15 protein-coding genes and 1 tRNA gene are annotated in these 21,201 nt (G+C 68.3%); 9 read left to right on the top strand and 7 right to left on the bottom strand.

Annotated features, from left to right (window positions below):
• Window positions 1–171: 171 nt before the first annotated feature.
• From A5784_RS25180 to A5784_RS25160, 5 genes are read left to right on the top strand one after another with little or no spacing between them, the layout of a single operon-like run.
• Complete coding sequence (locus A5784_RS25180; protein WP_064947592.1) at window positions 172–4,107, top strand: Pls/PosA family non-ribosomal peptide synthetase; 3,936 nt, start codon at window positions 172–174, stop codon at window positions 4,105–4,107.
• Window positions 4,104–5,465 (top strand): M1 family metallopeptidase, encoded by a 1,362-nt coding sequence (locus A5784_RS25175; protein ID WP_064947591.1) that lies wholly within the window; start codon window positions 4,104–4,106, stop codon window positions 5,463–5,465. Before A5784_RS25180 ends, A5784_RS25175 begins: the two co-directional genes overlap by 4 nt.
• Window positions 5,462–6,757: a hypothetical protein gene (locus A5784_RS25170; RefSeq protein ID WP_064947590.1), complete on the top strand. Its 1,296-nt coding sequence runs from the start codon at window positions 5,462–5,464 to the stop codon at window positions 6,755–6,757. Before A5784_RS25175 ends, A5784_RS25170 begins: the two co-directional genes overlap by 4 nt.
• A 7-nt stretch (window positions 6,758–6,764) precedes the next feature.
• Entirely contained in the window at window positions 6,765–7,463 is a 699-nt protein-coding gene (gene ppgS / locus A5784_RS25165) for a polyprenyl-phospho-N-acetylgalactosaminyl synthase PpgS (protein ID WP_064947589.1), read from the top strand.
• Window positions 7,460–7,801, top strand: coding sequence for a DUF2304 domain-containing protein (locus A5784_RS25160; RefSeq protein WP_064947588.1), 342 nt, complete (start codon window positions 7,460–7,462; stop codon window positions 7,799–7,801). The genes ppgS and A5784_RS25160 overlap by 4 nt, the downstream gene beginning before the upstream one ends.
• On the opposite strand, the gene A5784_RS25155 is transcribed toward A5784_RS25160, so the two are convergent.
• From A5784_RS25155 to A5784_RS25145, 3 genes are read right to left on the bottom strand one after another with little or no spacing between them, the layout of a single operon-like run.
• Window positions 7,788–8,372 (bottom strand): TetR/AcrR family transcriptional regulator, encoded by a 585-nt coding sequence (locus A5784_RS25155; RefSeq protein WP_064947587.1) that lies wholly within the window; start codon window positions 8,370–8,372, stop codon window positions 7,788–7,790. The genes A5784_RS25160 and A5784_RS25155 overlap by 14 nt on opposite strands.
• 1 nt (window position 8,373) lies before the next feature.
• Entirely contained in the window at window positions 8,374–10,158 is a 1,785-nt protein-coding gene (locus tag A5784_RS25150; protein ID WP_064947586.1) for an N-acyl-D-amino-acid deacylase family protein, read from the bottom strand.
• A gap of 29 nt (window positions 10,159–10,187) precedes the next feature.
• A complete protein-coding gene (locus A5784_RS25145) occupies window positions 10,188–11,147 on the bottom strand; it encodes a GDP-mannose 4,6-dehydratase (RefSeq protein WP_064947585.1) in 960 nt (319 codons plus the stop codon).
• A 24-nt stretch (window positions 11,148–11,171) separates the two neighbouring features.
• On the opposite strand from A5784_RS25145, the gene A5784_RS25140 reads away from it, so the two are divergent.
• Both A5784_RS25140 and A5784_RS25135 read left to right on the top strand, forming a co-directional pair.
• Entirely contained in the window at window positions 11,172–12,923 is a 1,752-nt protein-coding gene (locus tag A5784_RS25140; protein ID WP_064947584.1) for a hypothetical protein, read from the top strand.
• A gap of 45 nt (window positions 12,924–12,968) precedes the next feature.
• The gene (locus tag A5784_RS25135) at window positions 12,969–14,249 is read left to right on the top strand and encodes a 13E12 repeat family protein (protein WP_064947794.1); all 1,281 of its coding nucleotides are present in this window, start codon (window positions 12,969–12,971) and stop codon (window positions 14,247–14,249) included.
• A 23-nt stretch (window positions 14,250–14,272) separates the two neighbouring features.
• On the opposite strand, the gene A5784_RS25130 is transcribed toward A5784_RS25135, so the two are convergent.
• On the bottom strand, window positions 14,273–14,668 hold the full coding sequence (locus tag A5784_RS25130) for a tautomerase family protein (protein ID WP_064947793.1): 396 nt from the start codon (window positions 14,666–14,668) through the stop codon (window positions 14,273–14,275).
• A gap of 83 nt (window positions 14,669–14,751) precedes the next feature.
• Between A5784_RS25130 and A5784_RS25125 the strand changes: the two genes are divergently transcribed.
• A complete protein-coding gene (locus A5784_RS25125) occupies window positions 14,752–15,225 on the top strand; it encodes a RidA family protein (RefSeq protein WP_064947583.1) in 474 nt (157 codons plus the stop codon).
• Between the two features lie 23 nt (window positions 15,226–15,248).
• Here the strand turns inward: A5784_RS25125 and A5784_RS25120 are convergent.
• A tRNA-Thr gene (locus A5784_RS25120) sits at window positions 15,249–15,324 on the bottom strand.
• A gap of 75 nt (window positions 15,325–15,399) precedes the next feature.
• Window positions 15,400–16,608 (bottom strand): DNA polymerase III subunit delta', encoded by a 1,209-nt coding sequence (locus A5784_RS25115; RefSeq protein WP_064947582.1) that lies wholly within the window; start codon window positions 16,606–16,608, stop codon window positions 15,400–15,402.
• An 82-nt stretch (window positions 16,609–16,690) separates the two neighbouring features.
• Between A5784_RS25115 and A5784_RS25110 the strand changes: the two genes are divergently transcribed.
• The gene (locus tag A5784_RS25110; RefSeq protein WP_064947581.1) at window positions 16,691–18,313 is read left to right on the top strand and encodes an adenylate/guanylate cyclase domain-containing protein; all 1,623 of its coding nucleotides are present in this window, start codon (window positions 16,691–16,693) and stop codon (window positions 18,311–18,313) included.
• Between the two features lie 25 nt (window positions 18,314–18,338).
• Here the strand turns inward: A5784_RS25110 and topA are convergent, their stop codons facing one another.
• Window positions 18,339–21,167: a type I DNA topoisomerase gene (topA, locus tag A5784_RS25105; protein WP_064947580.1), complete on the bottom strand. Its 2,829-nt coding sequence runs from the start codon at window positions 21,165–21,167 to the stop codon at window positions 18,339–18,341.
• Between the last annotated feature and the right edge of the window lie 34 nt (window positions 21,168–21,201).

Genomic DNA, 21,201 nt, shown 5'->3' with positions numbered 1-21,201 from the left:
GCCGGAGGTCTCTTCCACCCGCCTTACGGCCGGGCCCGCAGCACCGATCGGCTTCATGTCAGCCGATGTGATGACGACACTGCGGCGAAGGAATACTCCCCTCCGCCGACAAGTGTGCCACGCCGTGCGCTTGATCCGCCCACCGGGACCGCGGCTTAGTAGTTTGTACTCGTGACAGCTGCGGATGAAGCACACGCCGAGCACGCGATCCCTGCGCAATACGTGCTGTCCTCTGCGGCGCCCGAGCCGCGGACGCTGGTGGACATCCTGCGCGACACCGCGCGCAGATTCCCCGACGCGCCCGCGCTCGACGACGGGTCGGTGCAACTCACCTACGCCGAACTGATCACCGACGTCGAAGACAGCGTCGCCTGGCTCGCGGCGCGCGGCATCGGCCGCGGCGACCGGATCGGGATCCGGATGCCCTCGGGCACCTACGCGCTCTACGTCGCGATCCTGGCGACCCTGGCCGCCGGCGCGGCCTACGTCCCGGTGGACGCCGACGATCCCGACGAACGCGCCCAGCTGGTTTTCGGCGAGGCCAACGTCGTGGGCGTGATCACCGAGGCCGGCCTGGTGCGGGGCCCCGGATCATCGCGGGGCTGGCGTGCGGCGGCGCCGCTGGTCCGTGACGACGCCTGGATCATCTTCACCTCCGGATCGACGGGAACACCCAAGGGTGTGGCGGTGACGCACCGCAGCGCGGCCGCGTTCGTCGACGCTGAAGCACGAATGTTCCTGCAGGACAACCCAATCGGACCTGGAGACCGGGTGTTGGCCGGTTTGTCGGTGGCGTTCGACGCGTCGTGCGAGGAGATGTGGCTGGCCTGGCGGCACGGGGCCTGCCTGGTCCCGGCGCCCCGATCGCTGGTGCGCAGCGGTATGGATCTGGGCCCGTGGCTGGTGAGCCGCGACATCACCGTCGTGTCGACGGTGCCGACGCTGGCGGCGCTGTGGCCCGCCGAGGCACTGGAGGCCGTGCGACTGCTCATCTTCGGCGGTGAGGCGTGCCCACCCGAGCTCGCGCAGCGTCTCGCAGTGGACGGGCGCGAGCTGTGGAACACCTACGGGCCCACCGAGGCCACCGTCGTGGCGTGCGGAGCCAAGCTGGACGGGCAAGGGCCCGTCAGCATCGGTCTGCCGCTGCCCGGTTGGGATCTGGCGGTCGTGGACGCCAAGGGCCAGCAGGTCGCGTTCGGCGAGGTCGGCGAACTGGTGATCGGCGGCGTGGGGCTGGCCCGGTACCTGGACCCGGAGAAGGACGCCGAGAAGTACGCGGCCATGCCGACGCTGGGCTGGAGCCGGGCCTACCGCAGCGGTGACCTGGTGCGTCTGGAACCGGACGGCCTCTACTTCCAGGGCCGGGCCGACGATCAGGTCAAGGTCGGCGGCAGGCGCATCGAGCTCGGCGAGGTCGACAACGCGCTGGTCAACCTGCCCGGCGTCAGCGGCGGCGCGGCGGCGGTCCGCAAGACCGCCAGCGGCACCCCGCTGCTGGTCGGCTACATCGCCAGCGCCGATCCGGACTTCGACCTCGCCGCCGCCAGGACCGCGCTGTCGGAGGCCCTGCCGGCCGCGCTGGTGCCCCGGCTGGTGCTGCTCGACGACTTGCCGACCCGCACGTCGGGCAAGGTGGACCGCAACGCACTGCCCTGGCCGCCACCCGGCGAGACCGAGCAGGACGCCCCCGAACTCGGCGGCACCCTGGGTTGGCTGGCCGGGCTGTGGCGCGACGTTCTCGGCACCGCCGTCGACGGCCCGGAGGCCGATTTCATCGCGCTCGGCGGCGGCTCGTTGTCCGCCGCCCAGCTGGTGGCCGCACTGCGGCAGAAGTACCCACAGGTGACCGTCGCCGACCTGTACGACCACCCACGGCTCGGTTCGCTCGCCGGCTACCTCGACGAACTCAAGCCGCCTCCGCAGGTGGAAACCCGCGTGGTGAAACCGACGCCGTGGCTCACCCAGGCCGCTCAGGTGGCGTTGTCCCTGCCGTTGGCCACGCTGACCGGTGTGCAGTGGGTGGTGTGGCTGGCACTGCTGAACAACATCGCCGCGGCAGCGGGAATCGTGCCGTGGGCCACGCCCGTGAACTGGTGGTGGCTGCTGGCCGGCTTCCTGATCTTCATCACGCCCGTCGGCCGCATGGGCATCGCGGTGCTGTTCGCGCGGATGCTGCTGTCCGGGCTGGAGCCGGGCACCTACCGCCGTGGCGGCGCGGTGCACCTGCGGGTCTGGATCGCGGAGCGGCTGGCCGATGCCAGCGGCGCGGAGAACCTGGCAGGCGCGCCGTGGATGGTCTATTACGCGCGGGCGCTGGGCAACAGCGTCGGCAAGGGCGTCGACCTGCACTCTGCTCCGCCGGTGACCGGCATGCTCAAGATCGGCCACCGCGCTTCCGTCGAACCCGAGGTGGACCTCACCGGGCACTGGATCGACGGCGATCTCTTCCACGTCGGGCCGGTGTCGATCGGCAACGACGCCACCATCGGCGCGCGCACCACGCTGCTGCCCGGGGCCACGGTCGGGAAGAACGCCGATGTGGCCCCCGGTTCTGCAGTGGTCGGCAAGGTGAAGAACGGCCAGTTCTGGAAGGGCTCGCCTGCGGTGAAGTCCGGCAAGGCCCGTCATCCATGGCCCGACCACCGGCCGGGCCGCGCCCCGGTGTGGGTGGCGGTCTACGGCGTGACCTCGGTATTGCTGGGTAGCCTGCCGCTGGCCGCACTCGGCGTCGGGCTCGCCGTGGTCGGCTGGGGCGTGCGCGGAACGGCATCCCCCAAGGAGGCGATCCTGCCTGCCCTGGCGTGGACGCCGGTCGCCGCGATGGTCGCGATGGTCGTCTATGCCGGGCTGACCGTGATCGGCGTGCGACTGCTGTCACTGCGCCTGTCCGAGGGCTATCACCCGGTGCGCAGCCGCGTGGGTTGGCAGCTGTGGGCCACGGAACGGCTGATGGACGCGGCCCGCAACTACCTGTTCCCCATCTACGCCAGCCTGCTGACACCGTGGTGGTTGCGACTGCTCGGCGCGAAAGTCGGCAAGGGCACCGAGATCTCCACAGCGCTGTTCACCCCGAAGTTCACCGAGGTGCAGGACGGTGCGTTCCTGGCCGACGACACCATGGTGGCCTCCTACGAACTCGGCGGCGGCTGGATCCACGTCGCGAAGGCCACGATCGGCAAACGCGCATTCCTCGGCAACTCGGGCATCACCCAGCCTGGCCGCAAAGTGCCCGACGACGGTCTGGTCGCGGTGCTCTCGGCCGCCCCGCACAAGGCCAAGGCCGGATCGTCGTGGCTCGGCAGCCCACCGGTCCGGTTGCGCCGCAATCCCACTGCGGCCGACGCGTTGCGCACGTTCCACCCGTCGAACCGCCTCAAGATCATGCGCGGCACCGTCGAGACATGCCGCATCATCCCGGTGATCGTGACGTTCGCGATCGGGGTCGCGGTGCTCGGCGCCCTTCAGGCCTCGGCCATCCGCATCGGCTACCTGTGGACCGCGCTGGCCAGCGGTCTGGTGCTGCTGGCCGCGGGCGCGCTCGCGGGTGCCATCGCCGTAGTGGCGAAATGGTTGGTGATCGGGCGGATACGTGCCGTCGAACACCCGCTGTGGTCGTCGTTCGTGTGGCGCAACGAGGTCTCGGACACCTTCGTCGAAACCGTGGCGGCGCCGTGGTTCGCGCGCGCCGCCAGCGGCACCCCCGTCATGAACCTGTGGCTGCGCGGGCTCGGCGCCTCGATCGGACACGGCGTGTGGTGCGAAACCTATTGGCTGCCGGAGGCGGATCTGGTCACGCTGGGCACCGCGGCCACGGTCAACCGGGGCTGCGTGGTGCAGACCCACCTGTTCCACGACCGCATCATGCGGTTGGACAGTGTGGTGCTGGAAGACGGTGCGACGCTCGGCCCGCACTGCGTGGCGCTGCCCGCGGCCCGGCTGGGTGCCGGGGCCACGGTGGGCCCCGGCTCGCTGGTGATGCGCGGAGACGAGGTTCCTGCGTCGACGCGCTGGCAGGGCAACCCGATCGCGCCGTGGAACCTGTTCGGCAAGAAGCGCGGCGGCACGGCTGACAAAGGGTCCAAGAGCCCCGAGGACACCGCCGCGTGACGCGATCCGACAAGGCAGTCGCCAAGGCGGCCAAGAAAGCCGCCAAGAAGGCATCCCCCGCACCCGTCATCGACCCGTACCTGCCGGGCAACGGCAACTTCGGCTACCGGGTGTCGCGCTACGAACTCGAACTCGAGTACAAGGTGTCGGCCAATCGGCTGGCCGGGTCGGCCACCATCACCGCCGTCACACTCGCCCAGTTGCGCACGTTCACCCTTGATCTCGCGAACACCATGAACGTGTCGAGGGTTTCGGTGAACGGCCGCAGGCCCGCCCAGTTCCGATGTTCCAACGGAAAGCTGCTCATCACGTTGTCCGCACCGCTGCCCGCGGGCGCTGCGATGACCGTGCTGGTCCGCTACAGCGGCAACCCGCGGCCCATCGACACCTATTGGGGCGAAGTCGGATTCGAGGAACTCTCCAATGGCGCCCTGGTCGCCGGGCAGCCAAACGGCGCCGCGACCTGGTTCCCGTGCGACGACCATCCCAGCGCCAAGGCCAGCTACCGCGTCGAGATCAGCACCGACAGCCCCTACTACGCGATCGCCAACGGCGAGTTGGTTTCTCGCAGGGTGCGGGCCGGGCACACCGTGTGGACCTACGAGCAGGCCGAGCCGACGTCGAGCTACCTGATGACCCTGCAGATCGGCATGTACGAGCGTCACCGACTGGCGAAGTCCCCGGTACCGATGCACGCTGTGCTGCCGGCGCGGCTCAAACGCGACTTCGACCACGACTTCGACCGGCAGCCGCAGATGATGAAGTTGTTCGTCAAACTGTTCGGGCCGTATCCGCTCGCCACCGGCTACACCGTGGTGGTCACCGACGACGACCTGGAAATCCCCCTTGAGGCCCAAGGTATTTCGATCTTCGGCGCCAACCACTGCGACGGGCACCGCGGTGCCGAACGGCTCATCGCCCACGAGCTGGCCCACCAGTGGTTCGGCAATTCGGTGACCGCGCGGCACTGGCGCGACATCTGGCTGCACGAGGGCTTCGCCTGCTACGCCGAATGGTTGTGGTCGGAGAACAGCGGCGGGCCGAGCGCTGCCGAGTGGGCCAGTCGCTACCACCGCAAGCTCGCGGACCTGCCCCAGAATCTGCTGTTGTCCGATCCAGGCCCCGAAGACATGTTCGACGACCGCGTGTACAAGCGCGGCGCATTGACGCTGCACGTGCTGCGCACCCGCATCGGTGACAAGAATTTCTTTGCGCTGCTGCAGGATTGGACGACGAAGTACCGGCACAGCACCGCGTTCACCGACGACTTCACCGGGCTGGCCGCGCGCTACACCGACGAGTCGCTGCAGCCACTGTGGCAGGCCTGGCTGTATTCGAAAGCCCTGCCACCGCTGTGACCGACGGCGGCGGTACCGGCTCATCGCCATTTGATCCTCTTCGTGCAAGCGGCTCATCGCCAGGCCCGGTCACGCGCAGCAGTGTCGCCACGGTCGGGGCGGCGACCGCCATCACCGCGCTGTGCGGCTACGCCGTGCTGTACCTGGCCGCCAGGGCTCTCGAACCGGCGGGCTTCTCGGTGTTCAGCGTGTTCTGGGGCGCGTTCGGTCTGGTCACCGGAGCCGCCAACGGTCTGCTGCAGGAGGCCACCCGCGAGGTGCGGGCCGTATCGGTCAACCCCTACGTCGGGCCGGGTCCCCGCACCCATCCCCTGCGGGTGGCCGCGCTGGTGGGTCTCGTCGCGGCCTTGGTGATCGCAGGCACCTCGCCGCTGTGGGCGCCGCACGTGTTCGTCGAATCGCCCATCCTCAGTGTCGCGCTGCTCAGCGCGGGCCTCGCCGGGTTCTGCATGCACGCGACGCTGCTGGGCATGCTCGCCGGGGTGAACCGCTGGTCGCAGTACGGCGCGCTGATGGTGACCGACGCCGTCATCCGCGTCGCCGTCGCGGCGGCCACCGTGGCGCTGGGCTGGCAACTGGTCGGTTTCCTGTGGGCCACCGTGGCAGGCGCGGTGGCGTGGCTGATTCTGCTGATCGCCTCGCCCGCCACCCGACTCGTGGCCGAACTCGTGACGGCGGGCGGCCCCGGGACGTTCCTGCGGGGCGCCGCGCACTCCATCGCCGCCGCGGGTGCCAGCGCGATCCTGGTGATGGGCTTCCCGGTGCTGCTCAAGGCCACCTCGGCGGACCTCGGTGCGGCCGGCGGCGTGGTGATCCTGGCGGTGACGCTGACGCGGGCCCCGCTGCTGGTGCCGCTGACGGCGATGCAGGGCAATCTGATCGCGCACTTCGTTGACCAGCGAAGCGCGCGGCTGCGGGCCCTGCTGGCGCCTGCCGCCGTGGTCGGGGGGCTGGGCGCGGTCGGGGTGCTGGCCGCGGGGCTCCTCGGCCCCTGGCTGCTGCAGGTGGCGTTCGGGCCCGAGTACCGCGCAGGCGGCGCGCTGCTGGCCTGGTTGACCGCGGGCGCCGTCGCGATCGCGATGCTGACGCTGACCGGCGCGGCGGCCGTCGCGGCGGCGCTGCACCGGGCCTACGCGGCGGGCTGGATCATCGCGACGGTGGCGGCGGTGGCCCTGCTGCTGCTGCCTGTCGGGCTGGAAACCCGCACCGTGATCGCGCTGCTCTGTGCACCGCTGGTAGGAATCGCCGTGCATCTGGTGGCGCTGGGCCGGGCATCGGCAGGGCAGGAGTAGTAGTTTGGTGCCCATCGACACGCGCTACCACGACGTCTGGATCGTCATTCCCGCCTTCAACGAGGCGACCATCATCGGCGACGTCATCTCCGACGTTCGCTCCGTTTTCCCTCACGTGGTCTGTGTTGACGACGGCAGCCGCGACGACACCGCCGAACAGGCCTTCGCCGCGGGCGCGCACGTCGTACCGCACCCGGTGAACCTGGGCCAGGGGGCCGCCATCCAGACCGGGGTGGAGTACGCCCGCCGCCAGCCCGGTGCCGCGGTGTTCGTGACGTTCGACGCCGACGGTCAGCACCAGGTCAAGGACGTCGTGCGGATGATCGACCGGCTCAGCGCCGACGATGTCGACCTGGTCATCGGAACCCGCTTCGCCGGTGCGGTCACCCACACCCCGCCGCTCAAGCGGATCATCCTGCGCGCGGCGGCATTTCTGAGCCCCCAGAGCCGGGCACTCGGCCTGACCGACGCACACAACGGATTGCGGGTGTTCGATCGCAAAGTGGCCGATTCGCTCAACCTGACGATGAGCGGTATGAGCCACGCAGGCGAGTTCATCGCATTGGCCCACGAAAACCAGTGGCGGGTGGCCGAAGAGCCGGTCGAGATTCTCTACACCGACTACTCGAAGTCGAAGGGGCAGCCGTTGCTCAACGGGGTCAACATTGTCTTCGACGGGCTGTTACGCAGGAGGTTGTCCCGGTGAACTGGATTCAGGCACTGCTGATCGTCTCAGTGCTCGCGCTGCTGATGTATCTGCTGAACTCGCGCCGCAGTGCCCGGTCCAAGGCCTGGGTCAAGGTCGGTTTCGTGCTGTTCGTGGTGGCCGGCATCTACGCGATCCTGCGGCCCGACGACACCACCGTCGTCGCGAATTGGCTTGGCGTCAAACGCGGTACGGACCTCATGGAGTACGTACTGATCATCGCGTTCGTCTTCGTCACGCTCTCGGCGTACCTGCGCTTCAAAGACCTCGAACTCAAATACGCCAGGCTGGCCCGCTCGGTCGCCCTGCAAAACGCGCGCGTGCCTAACGACGACTGAACAGCTCCGCCAGCAGATCGATCCGGGCGTCCTCGAGCTCGGGCTGCGGCAGCACGCGGCGCACGATGGCAGCGCCGTCGAAGGTATTGAGCACGACAGCGAGCACCACGGCCAGCGCATCCTCGGGGATCTGCTCGGCGCCCGGGGCGCTCTTGGCGGTTTCGTAGATGTTCTCGACGTACTCGGCGAGCACCGTTTGCAATGTGGCCCGCAGCTTTTCGTCGGTGCGGGCGGCCACCATCAGCTCGTGCCACACGGTGTTGGTGTCGCTGCCCGCGATGTCCCGCAGAATCGTCAGCACCGCGTGCAGCGGCGGCTGCTCGGCCGGGATCTGCGCGACGAGCTTGCTGCCCAACTCCAACTGCCTGCGCGCCACCTCGTGGGCGGTCGCCGCCATGAAGTCAGTCATGGTCGGAAAGTGCCGGAACAACGCGCCGTCGGAGACGTTGGCCCGCCGCGCGATCACCGAAGCCGATGCCCGTGCGTACCCCACTTCGACGATGGTGTCGATGCCGGCGTCGAGCAGCCGGGCAACGGTCTCCTCACGACGTTGCTGCTGGGTTCTCGCCATCTCAAACTGCTTGTGCCACAGGTCGTTCGGCGCCGCGAGCGCGCAGGTAGCGACCGGACTTGACCGTGGCGCCGTAGCCATCACGGAACTGCCCGTTGCGGTACACCACGGCACCGTTGACGGCTGTCGCGACGACCGCGTCGTCGTTGCGGTTCACCATCCGGCTCAGGCCGCCGTAGAACGGCACCGAATCCTCGTGGTACGCGTCGACCTGGTCGTTGAGACCGGCCGGATCGATCACCACGAAGTCGGCACGCTCACCTTGCCGCAGGGTGCCTGCATCCACACCGAACCAATCGGCGACCTCGGAGGTCAGCCGGTGCACGGCATGCGTCGTGGTGAGGAACGGTCGACCGGCCAACTGGGCGTCACGAACTCGCTTGAGCAACCGCAGCGGGTAGTTGTAGAACGCCATGTTCCGCAGGTGCGCACCGGCATCCGAGAAGCCCATGTGCACCGAGGGCTCCTTGGCCAGCTTGTCGAGTTGCTTGGGCCGGGCGTTGGCCACGATGGTGGTCCACCGGACATTGCGCTCACCATTCTCGACGAGCACGTCGAGGAACGCGTCGAGCGGATGGATACCCCGCTCATCGGCGATCTGCCCGAACGACTTGCCGATCAACGTCTTGTCGGGGCATTCGACGATGGTGGCGTCGTGGAAATCGCGGTGCCACAACGTCGGACCGAGCTTGCGGCGGTCGAACGACCTGCGGAACCGGCGGCGGTACTCCGGGTCGGCCAGCAGCTTGTTGCGGTCCAGCTGATCACGCAGATGCAGTGCCGCAGTGCCCGCACCGAACTCCTCGAACACCGGCAGATCGATTCCGTCCGAATACAATTCGAACGGCACCGGCAGGTGCTGGAACCGCACCTTGGCATCCAGGATCCGGTTGAGCAGTCGTGTCCCCGGCCCGAGCACATGCACTGCGCCCGGCGAAGATTTGGCGTCTGCCGAGACCAGCAGGCTGACCCGCACGCCGCGGCGACGACCGAACCAGCCGCTGCTCTCCAGGAAGAAGTTCAGCGCTTCCTGCGCCTTGGCGACGTTGGGCGCACTCTGCAGTACCCGGCCGCGCTTGCGCAGCACCTTGATGAGTCTGCGGCGTTCCCGCCAGGTCGCGAATGTCGAGGGCAGCGCCCGGGACCGGAACCGGTCGCCGTCGAGCTTGTCGATCGCGGCGTCCATGCCCGACATGCCGAGCATGCCCGCGGCGAGTGCCTCGTCGAGCTTGGCCGCCATCGCCTCAAGTTCGGCATCGGTCGGGGTGACGTCTCGGGTGGTGGCGCGGTCCAGGCCGAGCACCGAGGCCCGCAGATCGGAATGGCCCAGCATCGAGGCGATGTTGGGGCCCAGCGGCAGGCTGTCGAGGGCGTCGATGTACTCGCTCGGATTCGACCATGTGCGGTGCTGTTCGAGCGCGCCGAGGACGAACTTGCGCGGCACGGCCTCGACGCGGCTGAACAGGTCGGCGGCGTCCTCGGAGTCCGCGTAGACGGTCGAGAGCGAGCACATGCCCAGCAGCACCGTCGTGACCCCGTGTCGCACCGATTCACGCAGGCCCGGGTCGAGCAGGACTTCGGCGTCGTAGTGCGTGTGCACGTCGATGAAGCCGGGCACGACCCATTTGCCGGCCGCGTCGATCACGTCGGGACAACCCGTCTCGTCGAGCGGTTTGACGGACACCGTCGCGACGATGCCGTCGCGAATGCCCAGCGTGCGGACCTGCGGGGGCGCGCCCGTGCCGTCGAACCACAGACCGTTGCGAACGATGACGTCGTAGGACATGACGTCACGCTAGCTTAGAAAGTGAGCACTCACAATCTTTTTGTGGACTCGTTCTGCCGAACCCGGAAAAAGTCGACGGTGCGCTCCACCCCGGTCGCCAGCTCGACCTGCGGCTCCCATCCGAGCAAGCTCTTCGCCCGGCTGATGTCGAGCTTCGAGCGACGCAGGTCCCCCAACCGCGGCGGATGCATCTCGGGCTCGTCAGGGACACCGACGGCTTTCGCGATCACCGTGTGCAGCTGCCGCGTCGAGGTTTCGATGCCCGTACCGACGTTGAACCGCAACCCGCCGCCATCGACGCCGGATGCCCTGACGAAGGCGTCGACCACATCGTCGACGTACACGTAGTCACGCGTATCGGTGCCATCACCGAAGATCTTGGTGGGCCTGCCCGCCAGCATGGCCTGCGCAAAGATGGCCACCACGCCCGCCTCGCCGTGCGGATCCTGCCGCGGGCCGTAGACGTTGGCCGGCGCGATGTGCGAACAGTCCAGGTTGTACAGATTGCGGAACGTGTTGAGGTACACCTCGCCGGCCACCTTGCTCGCCGCGTACGGCGAAGCCGGATTCGTCGGAATCTCTTCGCTGGTGGGGTACGTCGGCGGGACGCCGTAGACGGAACCGCCCGACGAGGTGTGCACCACCTTGCGCACGCGCGCCTTGCGCGCAGCCTCGGCGAGCCGGACGGTGCCGACCACGTTCACGGTCGCATCGAGCTGCGGATCGTCCACCGACCGCTTCACCGAGATCTGCGCGGCCAGGTGAAAAACCACCTCCGGCTGGTACTCGGCCAGCAACGCGACCAGATCGGCATCGACGATGTCGGCCTTCACGAATTCGAAGTCGTCGCTGGTCTCCGCACCCTGCAGGTTTTCGACCCGTCCGCTGCTCAGATCATCGAGACCGACGACGCTGTGGCCGTCGGCCAGCAGCCGGTCCACCAGCGTCGATCCGATAAAGCCCGCAGCGCCCGTCACCAGTGTTCGCACGATGACACCGTACAGTCGGCAAGAGTGAACCGGGTCGCGCGCACCGCAGCCGCACTGATCGTGGCGCAGCTCGTGGTCCGTGGCGTACTGGCCTTCGGTGGCTATTTCTACTGGGACGATCTCATCCTGGTCGGCCGCGCCGGCACCCAGAACCTGCTGTCCCCCGGCTACCTTTTCGACGATCACGACGGCCACGTGATGCCCGGCGCGTTCCTGGTCTCCGGCGTGATCACCCGGCTGGCACCGCTGAACTGGATTCTTCCCGCGATCAGCCTGGTGGTGCTGCAACTCCTGGCCTCCTTGGCGCTGCTGCGGGCGTTGTGGGCCATCCTGGGCTGGCGGCCGGTGCTGCTGGTGCCGCTGACGTTCGCGCTGTTCACCCCGCTGGGCGTGCCGGGGTTCGCCTGGTGGGCCGCGGCGCTGAACTCGCTGCCGATGCTGGCCGCGCTGGCCTGGGTGTGTGGTGAAGCCGTGCTGCTGGTGCGCACCGGGGCCCCGCGGCACGCCGTGATCGGGACGCTGGTCTACTTCGGCGGGCTGTTGTTCTTCGAGAAGGCCGCTGTGATCCCGTTCGTCGCGTTCGCGGTCGTCGCTCTGCTGGGATATGTCACCGGGTCGTTCGGTGTCCGCGACGTCTGGCGGCGCGGGTTGCGGCTGTGGACGGCGTGCCTGGCGCTGACCGTCGCGTGGATCGGCGTCTACCTGCTGGTCGTCAATCAGAAGCGCTGGAGCTTCGACCTGTCGATGACGTGGGATCTGCTGAGCCGGTCGTTCACGCACGGCATCGTGCCGGGCCTGGCCGGTGGGCCGTGGGCGTGGCAGCGCTGGGCGCCCGCGTCGCCGTGGGCGACGCCCCCGGTCAGCGTGATGGTGCTCGGCTGGCTGGTTCTTGCCGCCGCGGTGGCCGTGGTGCTTCGTCGCAAAGCCCGCATCTGGCCGGTGCTGGTGGTGGCCCTGGGCTACGCGGTTGCCTGCCAGATACCCATCTATCTGATGCGCTCGTCGCGGTTCACCGCACTGGAGCTCGCGCAGACCCTGCGTTACCTGCCTGACCTCGTGGTGGTGCTGGCCCTGCTGGCGGCGGTGGGCTTCTGCGCTCCGAACCGGGTGTCGCCTGCGCTCGACGCCTCCCGGGCTCGCACCGCCGTATGTGTCGGCGTGGCAATCACTTTCGTGGCCAGCAGCCTCTACTCGACCGCGACGTTCCTGCGGGTCTGGCGTGATAGCCCCGTGCCGGCCTACCTGGCCAACGCGCAGGCCGGGCTCGCGATGGCGACGTCCGCACCGCAGTTGGACCAAGAGGTCGACCCCCTGATCCTGCAACGGGTGGCATATCCGGAAAACCTGGCCAGCCACATGTTCGCCCTCGTCCGCGCTCGTCCTGAATTCGCTTCAGCAACAACAGAACTCCGCATGTTCGACCGCTCCGGCAAGCTCTTGCCCGCACTGGTGACCTGGGTGCGCAGCATCGCCGAAGGGCCTGCGCCACATTGCGGCTTCCTGGTCCAGCCCGATGCACCCGTGCGTATGCCGCTCGACGGCCCACTGCTGCCTGCGGATTGGACCGCCGAGATCAACTACCTCGCCAACAGCGATGGCTCACTGACGATGTCCCTGCCCGAAGGACCCGAGGTCAAAGTGCCTGTGCGGCCTGGGCTCAACCGCGTATTCGTCCGCCTGCCCGGTGCCGGCGACGCAATTCTCGTGCGGGCCAACACCGCCGCGCTGTCGGTCTGCATCTCCCCCGGGCCGGTCGGATTCCTGGCACCGAGGTAGGTATGGCAGCCGCACTTGTCGGTGGTGGTGGGTAGCATCGGGAGTGTGTTCGAAAGTATGTTCGAAGTGGACGCCGAGGCGAGCGAAGCTGAGCTACGCGCCCAGGTCGAGACCTTCGAACGGCTGAAGTCCGCAGCGGCCGCCGCACAAGCCCGCGCCACCGCCCTATGGGCCGCCAAACGCCGCGCCGCCGAAACCGCCGCCGGGATCCCCGCCAGCCGCCGCGGCCGCGGCCTGGCCAGCGAAGTCGCCCTGGCCCGCCACGACGCCCCCGTCTGCGGTGGGACCCACCTGGGCATGGCCCACGCCCTGGTCCACGAAATGCCCCACACCCTGGCCGCACTGGAGTGTGGCGCGTTGTCGGACTGGCGGGCCACCCTGATCGTGCGCGAATCGGCCTGCCTCAGCGTCGAACACCGCCGTCAGTTGGATGCCGAAATGTGCGCCGACCCCTCCCGCCTGCACGGCTGGGGCAACGCCCGGGTGCAGGCCGAAGCCAAGAAGATCGCCGCGAAACTCGACGCCGCCGCGGTCGTCGCACGCTCGGCCAAGGCCGCCGAGGATCGGTGTGTGACCATCCGGCCCGCACCCGACACCATGACGTATGTGACGGTGCTGCTGCCGGTCGAGCAAGGCGTCGCGGTGTATGCCGCCGCCAAACACGCCGCCGACACCACCTTCGACGAGCGCACCCGCGGACAAATCATGGCCGATACCGTCTACGAACGCGTCACCGGCCGACCCGCCGATCAGCCGGTACCGATCGAGCTGAACCTGGTGATGGCCGACACCACCCTGGCCGGCGACGACGACGCCCCGGCATGGGTCGGCAACTACGGCCCCGTCCCCGCCGGGTTCGCCCGCACCCTCGTCACCGACACCACCACCGCCGCCGAGGTGAAAGCCACGCTGCGGCGCCTGTACCGCCATCCCCGAAGCGGACAGCTGGTCGCCATGGAATCCCAGGCCCGGCTTTTTCCGAAAGGCCTGGCCACCCTGCTTGACCTCAGAGACCAGACCTGCCGCACGCCCTTTTGCAACGCCCCTATCCGCCACCACGACCACGCGACACCCAAACACCACGGCGGCCCCACGAGCGCCCTCAACGGACTCGGCACCTGCGAAGCCTGCAGCTACACCAAAGAAGCACCCGACTGGTCAGTCACCACACAAGAAACCGACGGCATACACACCGCCGAATACACCACCCCCACCGGAGCCGTCTACCAATCCACCGCCCCACCCCTACCCGGACCCCCGGTACGAACCGTGAGCATCATCGAAGGCCAGCTCAGCATCGACCTGGTCACCTTCGACGCTGCCTGACATATGCCGTGAGCCGCTACCGGTCAGACGTTGATGTCGAAGCCCAGATCAACGTCACAGGCAGCCTGGCCGCCCCGCACACCCCAATTCTCGAGCGCACTCTCGCGCAGCAGGATCGTGATGTGGTCGGCCGGAATTTCGAAGGCGCCCAAGCGATTGACGATCTCGCCGTAGAGATTGCGCTTGGCCTGCACCGAGCGGCCGACGAAGCAGTCGATGGTGACGAGCGTGTACAGATCCGGGTTCGCGAGCTTGGGCGAGTACGCGAACCGATGCGGCTCATGGCATACCAGCCGCACGTGCTTGTCCTCCTCGGGAATCTGGAAGGCAGCGACGAGCGCGGCGTGCACGGCATCGATGAGGGCCACCTCTTCGGCTGCGGTGTATAGCTTGCGGACCTCGATCAGTGAACTCGGCACCGGCGAATCGTCACACACCAGGGCCGGGCAGTCATCTGGATATTTGACGCGCACCGGTCGGCGGTTGGAGCAGGCTTGGCGCCATGGACCTCGATCGCTCCTCACGTCCGCCGGCCCCGAGGATCACTCGCATCAACCCCGATCAACTGCACAAGCCACCGGGTTATCACCACATCACGATCGCCGAGTCCGGGCGCACCGCCTTCCTGGCGGGGCAGTGCCCGCTCGATGTCTCCGGCGCACTGGTCGGCGCTGATGACATCGACCTCCAAATAGACCAAGTGGTGTCCAACTCGGCGATCGCATTGGCGGCCGTGGGGGCCCAGCCGGGCCACGTCGTTCGCTCCGTGGTCTACGTGGTGAGCGACGACTCCGTAGTTCTCGCCGCCGCGTGGCAACGGCTCACCCGCTCGACCATCGCCCCGGCATTCACTACCGCGAGCACCCTGCTCGGCGTTTCACAGCTGGGATTCCCGGGGCAGCTCATCGAAATCGACCTGACGGCAGCCCTTTTGGACAAGCGGGTGGATTCAGGCGGAGAGGAGCACGACAGGTGACGGAACCACACATCGGTCCGGGATGGAGCCACCTAGGAGAATCGAACTCCTGACCTATTCATTACGAGTGAATCGCTCTACCGACTGAGCTAAGGTGGCGTGCCCTACGGGCGGCATGAGTCTACGACAGGGCCGGGCCAGCTCCAAAGTCGCTCCCCTCCTGCCCGTCGGCCGTCAGCCGCGCAGCGCCTGCCCGACGGTGGCGACCATGGCGTCGACCGCGAACTTCGGCTTGACGTTGACGGCCAGGGCTTCGCGACATTCCAGCACCGCCTCGATACAGCGCAGTAACTTGTCCGGTGACGCGTGCGCAGCCATCGCCGCAACCTTGTCGGCCATGTCCGGGTGGTTGGCCGTCACACCGGTCGCCCCCGACGACACCAGCAGCGCATCACGGAAGTACGTCGCGAGGTCGATCAGTGCGCGGTCCAGCGCGTCGCGCGACGCCCTGGTCTGCCGAGACTTCTGCCGCTTCTCCAGTTCTTTGAGCGCGCCCGCGGCGCCTCGCATGGTGCCCGCGGTGCCCTTGCCGGTACCGCCGGCCCCCAGCGCCGTCTTGAGCTCCTCGGTCTCGCTCTCGTTGCGGCCCGCGGTCAGGGCCAGCGCCTCGGCTTCGGCGACGGCGACCATCTCTTCGGCGGCCGCATACGCCCGGGCCGGGGTGGCCGCGTCGCGGGCCAGCCCCAGGGCCCGTTTCCGGCGCTCCCTGGCTTCTGGATCGGTCGCGAGCCGCCGAGCCCGCCCGACGTGCCCACCGCTGACCGAGGCGGCCCAGCGGGCGTCTTCCTCGGGCAGGCCGTCGCCGGTCATCAGCACGTCGGCGATGGCGTCGGCTCCCGGCGTCGTCAACGCCACATGGCGGCAGCGCGAGCGCAGGGTGATCGCGATGTCCTCAGGGTCCACCGATGGTGCGCAGAGCAGGAACACCGTCGATGGTGGCGGTTCCTCCACCACCTTGAGCAGCGCATTGGCAGCGCCCTCGGTGAGCCGGTCCGCGTCCTCGATGACGACGATCTGCCAGCGTCCCGTCCCGGGCCGCCGAGAGGCGATCTGGACGATCTCGCGCATCTCCTTGACCGCGATGGACAGCCCCTCCGGGATGATGCGCCGCACATCGGCGTGGGTACCGGCCATCGTCGTCGTGCACGCGCGACACTGCCCGCACCCGGGCGTCCCGTCCGACGTGCACTGCAATGCGGCAGCAAAACACAGCGCCGCCACCGACCGGCCCGAGCCGGGAGGCCCGGTGATCAGCCAGGCATGTGTCATGGATCCTGTCGCGGCGCCGTTGTGCGCGGAATCACCCCGCGCGGCCGCAGCGGCCGCCACCAGCTCCTGTTCAACCGCGTCCTGGCCCACCAGCCGCGAAAACACACCGCTCATCACGGCCAACAGTAGTGGTCCGGGCCGACACAACCGGCGTACAGCGGCGCTGAACGTCGCCCGGGACCGATACGGTGAACGGGTGAGCACGGGGGCGGTCCCGATCGGGCGAATCAGCGCATTCGTCCGATGGGTCGCGCGTACCCCGTGGCCGGTCTTCACGCTGGGCATGCTGCAGTCCGACATCATCGGCGCGCTGTTCGTTCTCGGCTTCCTCAGATTCGGTCTGCCACCCGAGGATCGCATCCAGCTTCAGGATCTGCCGGCCGCCAACCTGGCGGTCTTTCTCGGCTACCTGTTCATCGCGTTCACAGTCGGCGCCTACCTGAGCCTGCGATTGCTGCTGCCGGTCATCCGCTGGCAACGCCGCGACACCCTGATGACCGACGCCGACCCGGCCATCACCGAGCTGGCCCGCACCCGCGCGCTGCGGATGCCGTTCTACCGAACGCTGATCAGCGTCACCAACTGGTGCCTGGGTTCGGTCGTGTTCATCGTGGCGAGCTGGCCGGTGGCCAGCCGGTCGGCACCGGTGGTCGCGGTGGCCACCGCGCTGGGCGCCACGGCCACCGCCATCATCGGCTACCTGCAATCCGAGCGCGTGCTGCGCCCCGTGGCGGTCGCCGCACTGCGAGGCGGCGTGCCGGAGAACTTCCACGCTCCCGGCGTCATCCTGCGCCAGGTGCTCACCTGGGTGTTGTCCACCGGGGTGCCGCTGCTGTCGATCGTGCTGGCCCTGGTCGCCAGCAAGTTCTCGATCCTGACGGCGACGGCCGATCAGCTGACCACCCCGTTGCTGCTGCTCGCTGTCGCTGCGCTCGTGATCGGCTTGGCCGGCACCGTGCTGGTGGCCATGTCGATCGCCGACCCGCTGCGCCAGCTCCGCTGGGCGCTGGGTGAGGTGCAGCGCGGCAACTACAACGCCCACATGCAGATCTACGACGCCAGCGAGCTGGGCCTGTTGCAGGCCGGGTTCAACGACATGGTGCGCGACCTGGCCGAACGGCAGCGCCTACGCGACCTGTTCGGTCGCTACGTCGGTGAGGACGTGGCGCGGCGGGCGCTCGAACGCGGCACCGAGCTCGGCGGCCAGGAACGCGACGTGGCGGTGCTGTTCGTCGACCTGGTGGGATCCACCCATCTGGCATCGACCATTCCGGCCGCCGAAGTCGTGAACCTGCTCAACGAGTTCTTCCGGGTCATCGTCGACACCGTCAACCGCCACGGCGGTTTCGTCAATAAGTTCCAGGGCGACGCCGCGCTGGCCATCTTCGGTGCCCCCATCGAGCATCCCGACGCCTCCGGGGCCGCGCTGGCGGCCTCCCGCGAGCTGCATGACGAACTGCTCACGGTCCTCGGCAGCGACACCGAATTCGGCATCGGTGTCTCGGCCGGCCGGGCGATCGCCGGGCACATCGGCGCGCAGGCCCGGTTCGAGTACACCGTGATCGGCGACCCGGTCAACGAGGCAGCCCGCCTGACCGAGCTGGCCAAGATGGAGGAGGGCCACGTGCTGGCCTCGGCCATCGCCGTCAGCGGTGCGCTCGACGCCGAGGCGCTGTGCTGGGACGTGTGCGAGATCGTCGAACTGCGCGGCCGCACCGCGCCCACCCAACTGGCCCGCCCGGTGAACCTGGTCACGCCGGCCGACCTGGACGCCGAACGCCAGCTCGTATCGGAGAATTCGCCCGAACCCGGGGCATGAGCAACCGGCGGTCGGAGTAACCCGGTCAGACCTTCTTGGCCGCAGCCTTTTTCGCCGGCGCCTTCTTGGCCGCCGCCTTCTTCGCGGGCGCCTTCTTGGCGGCCTTCTTGACCGGGCCGCGGGCCCGGCGGTCGGCCAACAGCTCCGAAGCGCGCTCGTCGGTGATGGATGCGACCTCGTCACCCTTGCGCAGGCTCGCGTTGGTCTCGCCGTCGGTGACATACGGGCCGAACCGGCCGTCCTTGATCACCATCGGCTTGCCAGATGCGGGGTCATTACCCAGTTCTCGCAGCGGTGGAGCCGACGCGGCCTGGCGGCCACGGCGTTTGGGCTCGGCATAGATCTTGAGTGCCTCTTCGAGGGTGATGGTGAACATCTGCTCCTCGTTGGCCAACGACCGAGAGTCCGTGCCGCGCTTGAGGTACGGGCCGTAGCGGCCGTTCTGCGCGGTGATCTCCTCGTTGTTCGACGGGTCGACACCGACCACACGCGGCAGCGACAACAGCTTCAGTGCGTCGTCGAGCGTCACCGTCTCCAGGTCCATCGACCGCAGCAGCGATCCGGTGCGCGGCTTGGGGCCGGTCGGCTTCTTGCCCTTCTTCGCCGTCGCGCCCGCGGCACCGTCGTCGGGTTCCTCAGGCTCGGGCAGGATCTCGGTGACGTACGGACCGAACCGGCCATCCTTGGCCACGATCTCGTGCCCGGTCGCCGGGTCGACACCCAGCACGCGGCCCTCTTGCGGTGTGGCGAAAAGCTTTTCGGCGAGCTCCAGGGTCAGCTCGTCGGGCGTCAGCTCGTCCTTGAGGTTGGCGCGTTGCGGCTTGAGTTCCCCGGGATTGTCCGGGTCGTCGACCATGCGCTCCAGGTACGCCCCGTTACGGCCCACCCGGACGTTGATGGCACGCCCCTCGGAATCGTCAAAGAGCTTGATGGAGTTGACTTCCCGAGCGTCGATGCCCTCGAGGTTGACGCCGACGAGCTTCTTGAGCCCACCCGCGCGGGCTACCGAACCCTCGACGCCGTGATCGCCGCCGAAGTAGAAGTTGTTGAGCCAGTTGGTGCGTCGCTCCTGGCCGTTGGCGATCTCGTCGAGCTCGTCCTCCATGGCCGCGGTGAAGTCGTAGTCCACCAGCCGGCCGAAGTGCTGCTCGAGCAGGCCGACGACGGCGAACGCCACCCACGACGGCACCAGGGCGCTGCCCTTCTTCTGCACGTAGCCGCGGTCCTGGATGGTCTTGATGATCGAGCTGTAGGTCGACGGGCGACCGATGCCCAGCTCTTCGAGCACCTTGATCAACGAGGCTTCGGTGAAACGCGCAGGCGGCGACGTGGTGTGGCCGTCGGCGGTCAGGCCGGCGGCGTCGACGCGCTGGCCCTGCGTCAGGTTGGGCAACCGGCTCTCGGCGTCGTCGGACTCGCCGCCGGCGAGCTCGTCGATGCTCTCCACGTAGGCCTTGAGGAAGCCCGGGAAGGTGATGGTGCGGCCCGAGGCGTTGAACACCACCTGCTCGCCGGTGCTGGCCACCCCGGAGATCCGCAGGCTGAGCGTCGTACCGCGGGCGTCGGCCATCTGCGAGGCGACGGTGCGCTGCCAGATCAGCTCGTAGAGCCGGAACTCGTCCGTGTCGAGCTGCGCGTGCAGCTGACCGGGGGTCTGGAAGACGTCACCGGCCGGACGGATGGCCTCGTGGGCTTCCTGGGCGTTCTTCACCTTGCGGGTGTACTGCCGCGGCGTCGGGTGCACATATTCGTCGCCGTAGAGCTGACGGGCCTGGTTACGCGCTGCGTTGATGGCCGACTCCGACAGCGTGGTCGAGTCGGTACGCATGTAGGTGATGTAGCCGTTCTCGTACAGCCGCTGCGCGATGCTCATCGTGCGCTCGGAGGAGAACCGCAGCTTGCGCCCCGCCTCCTGCTGCAGCGTCGAGGTCATGAACGGGGCGTATGGGCGCCGGGTGTACGGCTTCTGCTCGACCGAGCTGACGGTCAGCTGGGCACCGCGCAGGCCTGCCGCGAGACCGGACGCACCGGCCTCGTCAAGCACGAGCACCTCGTCGGGCTTCTTGACCTGGCCGAGCGAGTCGAAATCGCGGCCGGTCGCGACCCGGCGGCCGTCGACGGTGTTGAGCTTGGCCGTGAACTTGGGCGGTGTGGCCTCCGGATCGGACACGCTGGCGTCCAGCTCAGCGGTCACATCCCAGTACCCCGCGCTGCGGAACGCCATGCGCTCCCGCTCGCGGTTGACGATGATGCGGGTCGCCACGGACTGCACGCGGCCCGCCGACAGCTTCGGCGCGACCTTCTTCCACAGCACCGGGCTGACCTCGTAGCCGTACAGCCGGTCGAGGATGCGCCGGGTCTCCTGCGCGTCGACGAGGGAAATATCCAGGTCACGCGGGTTTTCGGCGGCGGCCCGGATGGCGGGCTCGGTGATCTCGTGGAACACCATCCGACGGACCGGGACGCGCGGCTTCAGCGTCTCCAGCAGGTGCCAGGCGATCGCCTCACCCTCGCGGTCACCGTCCGTCGCGAGATAGAGCTCGTCGACGTCCTTGAGCAGGCCTTTGAGCTCGGCGACCGTGGTCTTCTTCTCGGGGCTGACGATGTAAAGCGGCTCGAAGTTGTCGTCGACGTTGACCCCGAGGCGGGCCCACGGCTCCGATTTGTACTTCGCCGGCACGTCCGCGGCGTTGCGCGGCAGGTCCCGAATATGGCCGCGCGAGGATTCCACAACATAGTTGGAGCCCAGGTAGCTGGCTATTTTGCGCGCTTTTGTCGGCGACTCGACAATGACGAGTCGCCGGACATTGCCGGTCCTACCGCTACTGGCCCTTTTAGGGTCGTCGCCAGCCAACTGTGCCTACGCTCCACTTCTGTCAACGCCCCGA

Origin of the sequence: Mycobacterium sp. 852013-50091_SCH5140682 (genome assembly GCF_001665685.1) — a bacterium.
Lineage (GTDB): Bacteria > Actinomycetota > Actinomycetes > Mycobacteriales > Mycobacteriaceae > Mycobacterium.
Note: the sequence above shows the minus strand (reverse complement) of the source record. Positions and strands in the feature narration are given on the sequence as shown.

Excerpts from the sequence above, each read along its gene's own strand:
- A5784_RS25155 (WP_064947587.1), bottom strand. The coding sequence starts at position 8,372 with ATGGCGAGAACCCAGCAGCAACGTCGTGAGGAGACCGTTGCCCGGCTG.
- A5784_RS25150 (WP_064947586.1), bottom strand. The coding sequence starts at position 10,158 with ATGTCCTACGACGTCATCGTTCGCAACGGTCTGTGGTTCGACGGCACG.
- A5784_RS25125 (WP_064947583.1), top strand. The coding sequence starts at position 14,752 with ATGGACCTCGATCGCTCCTCACGTCCGCCGGCCCCGAGGATCACTCGC.
- A5784_RS25115 (WP_064947582.1), bottom strand. The coding sequence starts at position 16,608 with ATGAGCGGTGTGTTTTCGCGGCTGGTGGGCCAGGACGCGGTTGAACAG.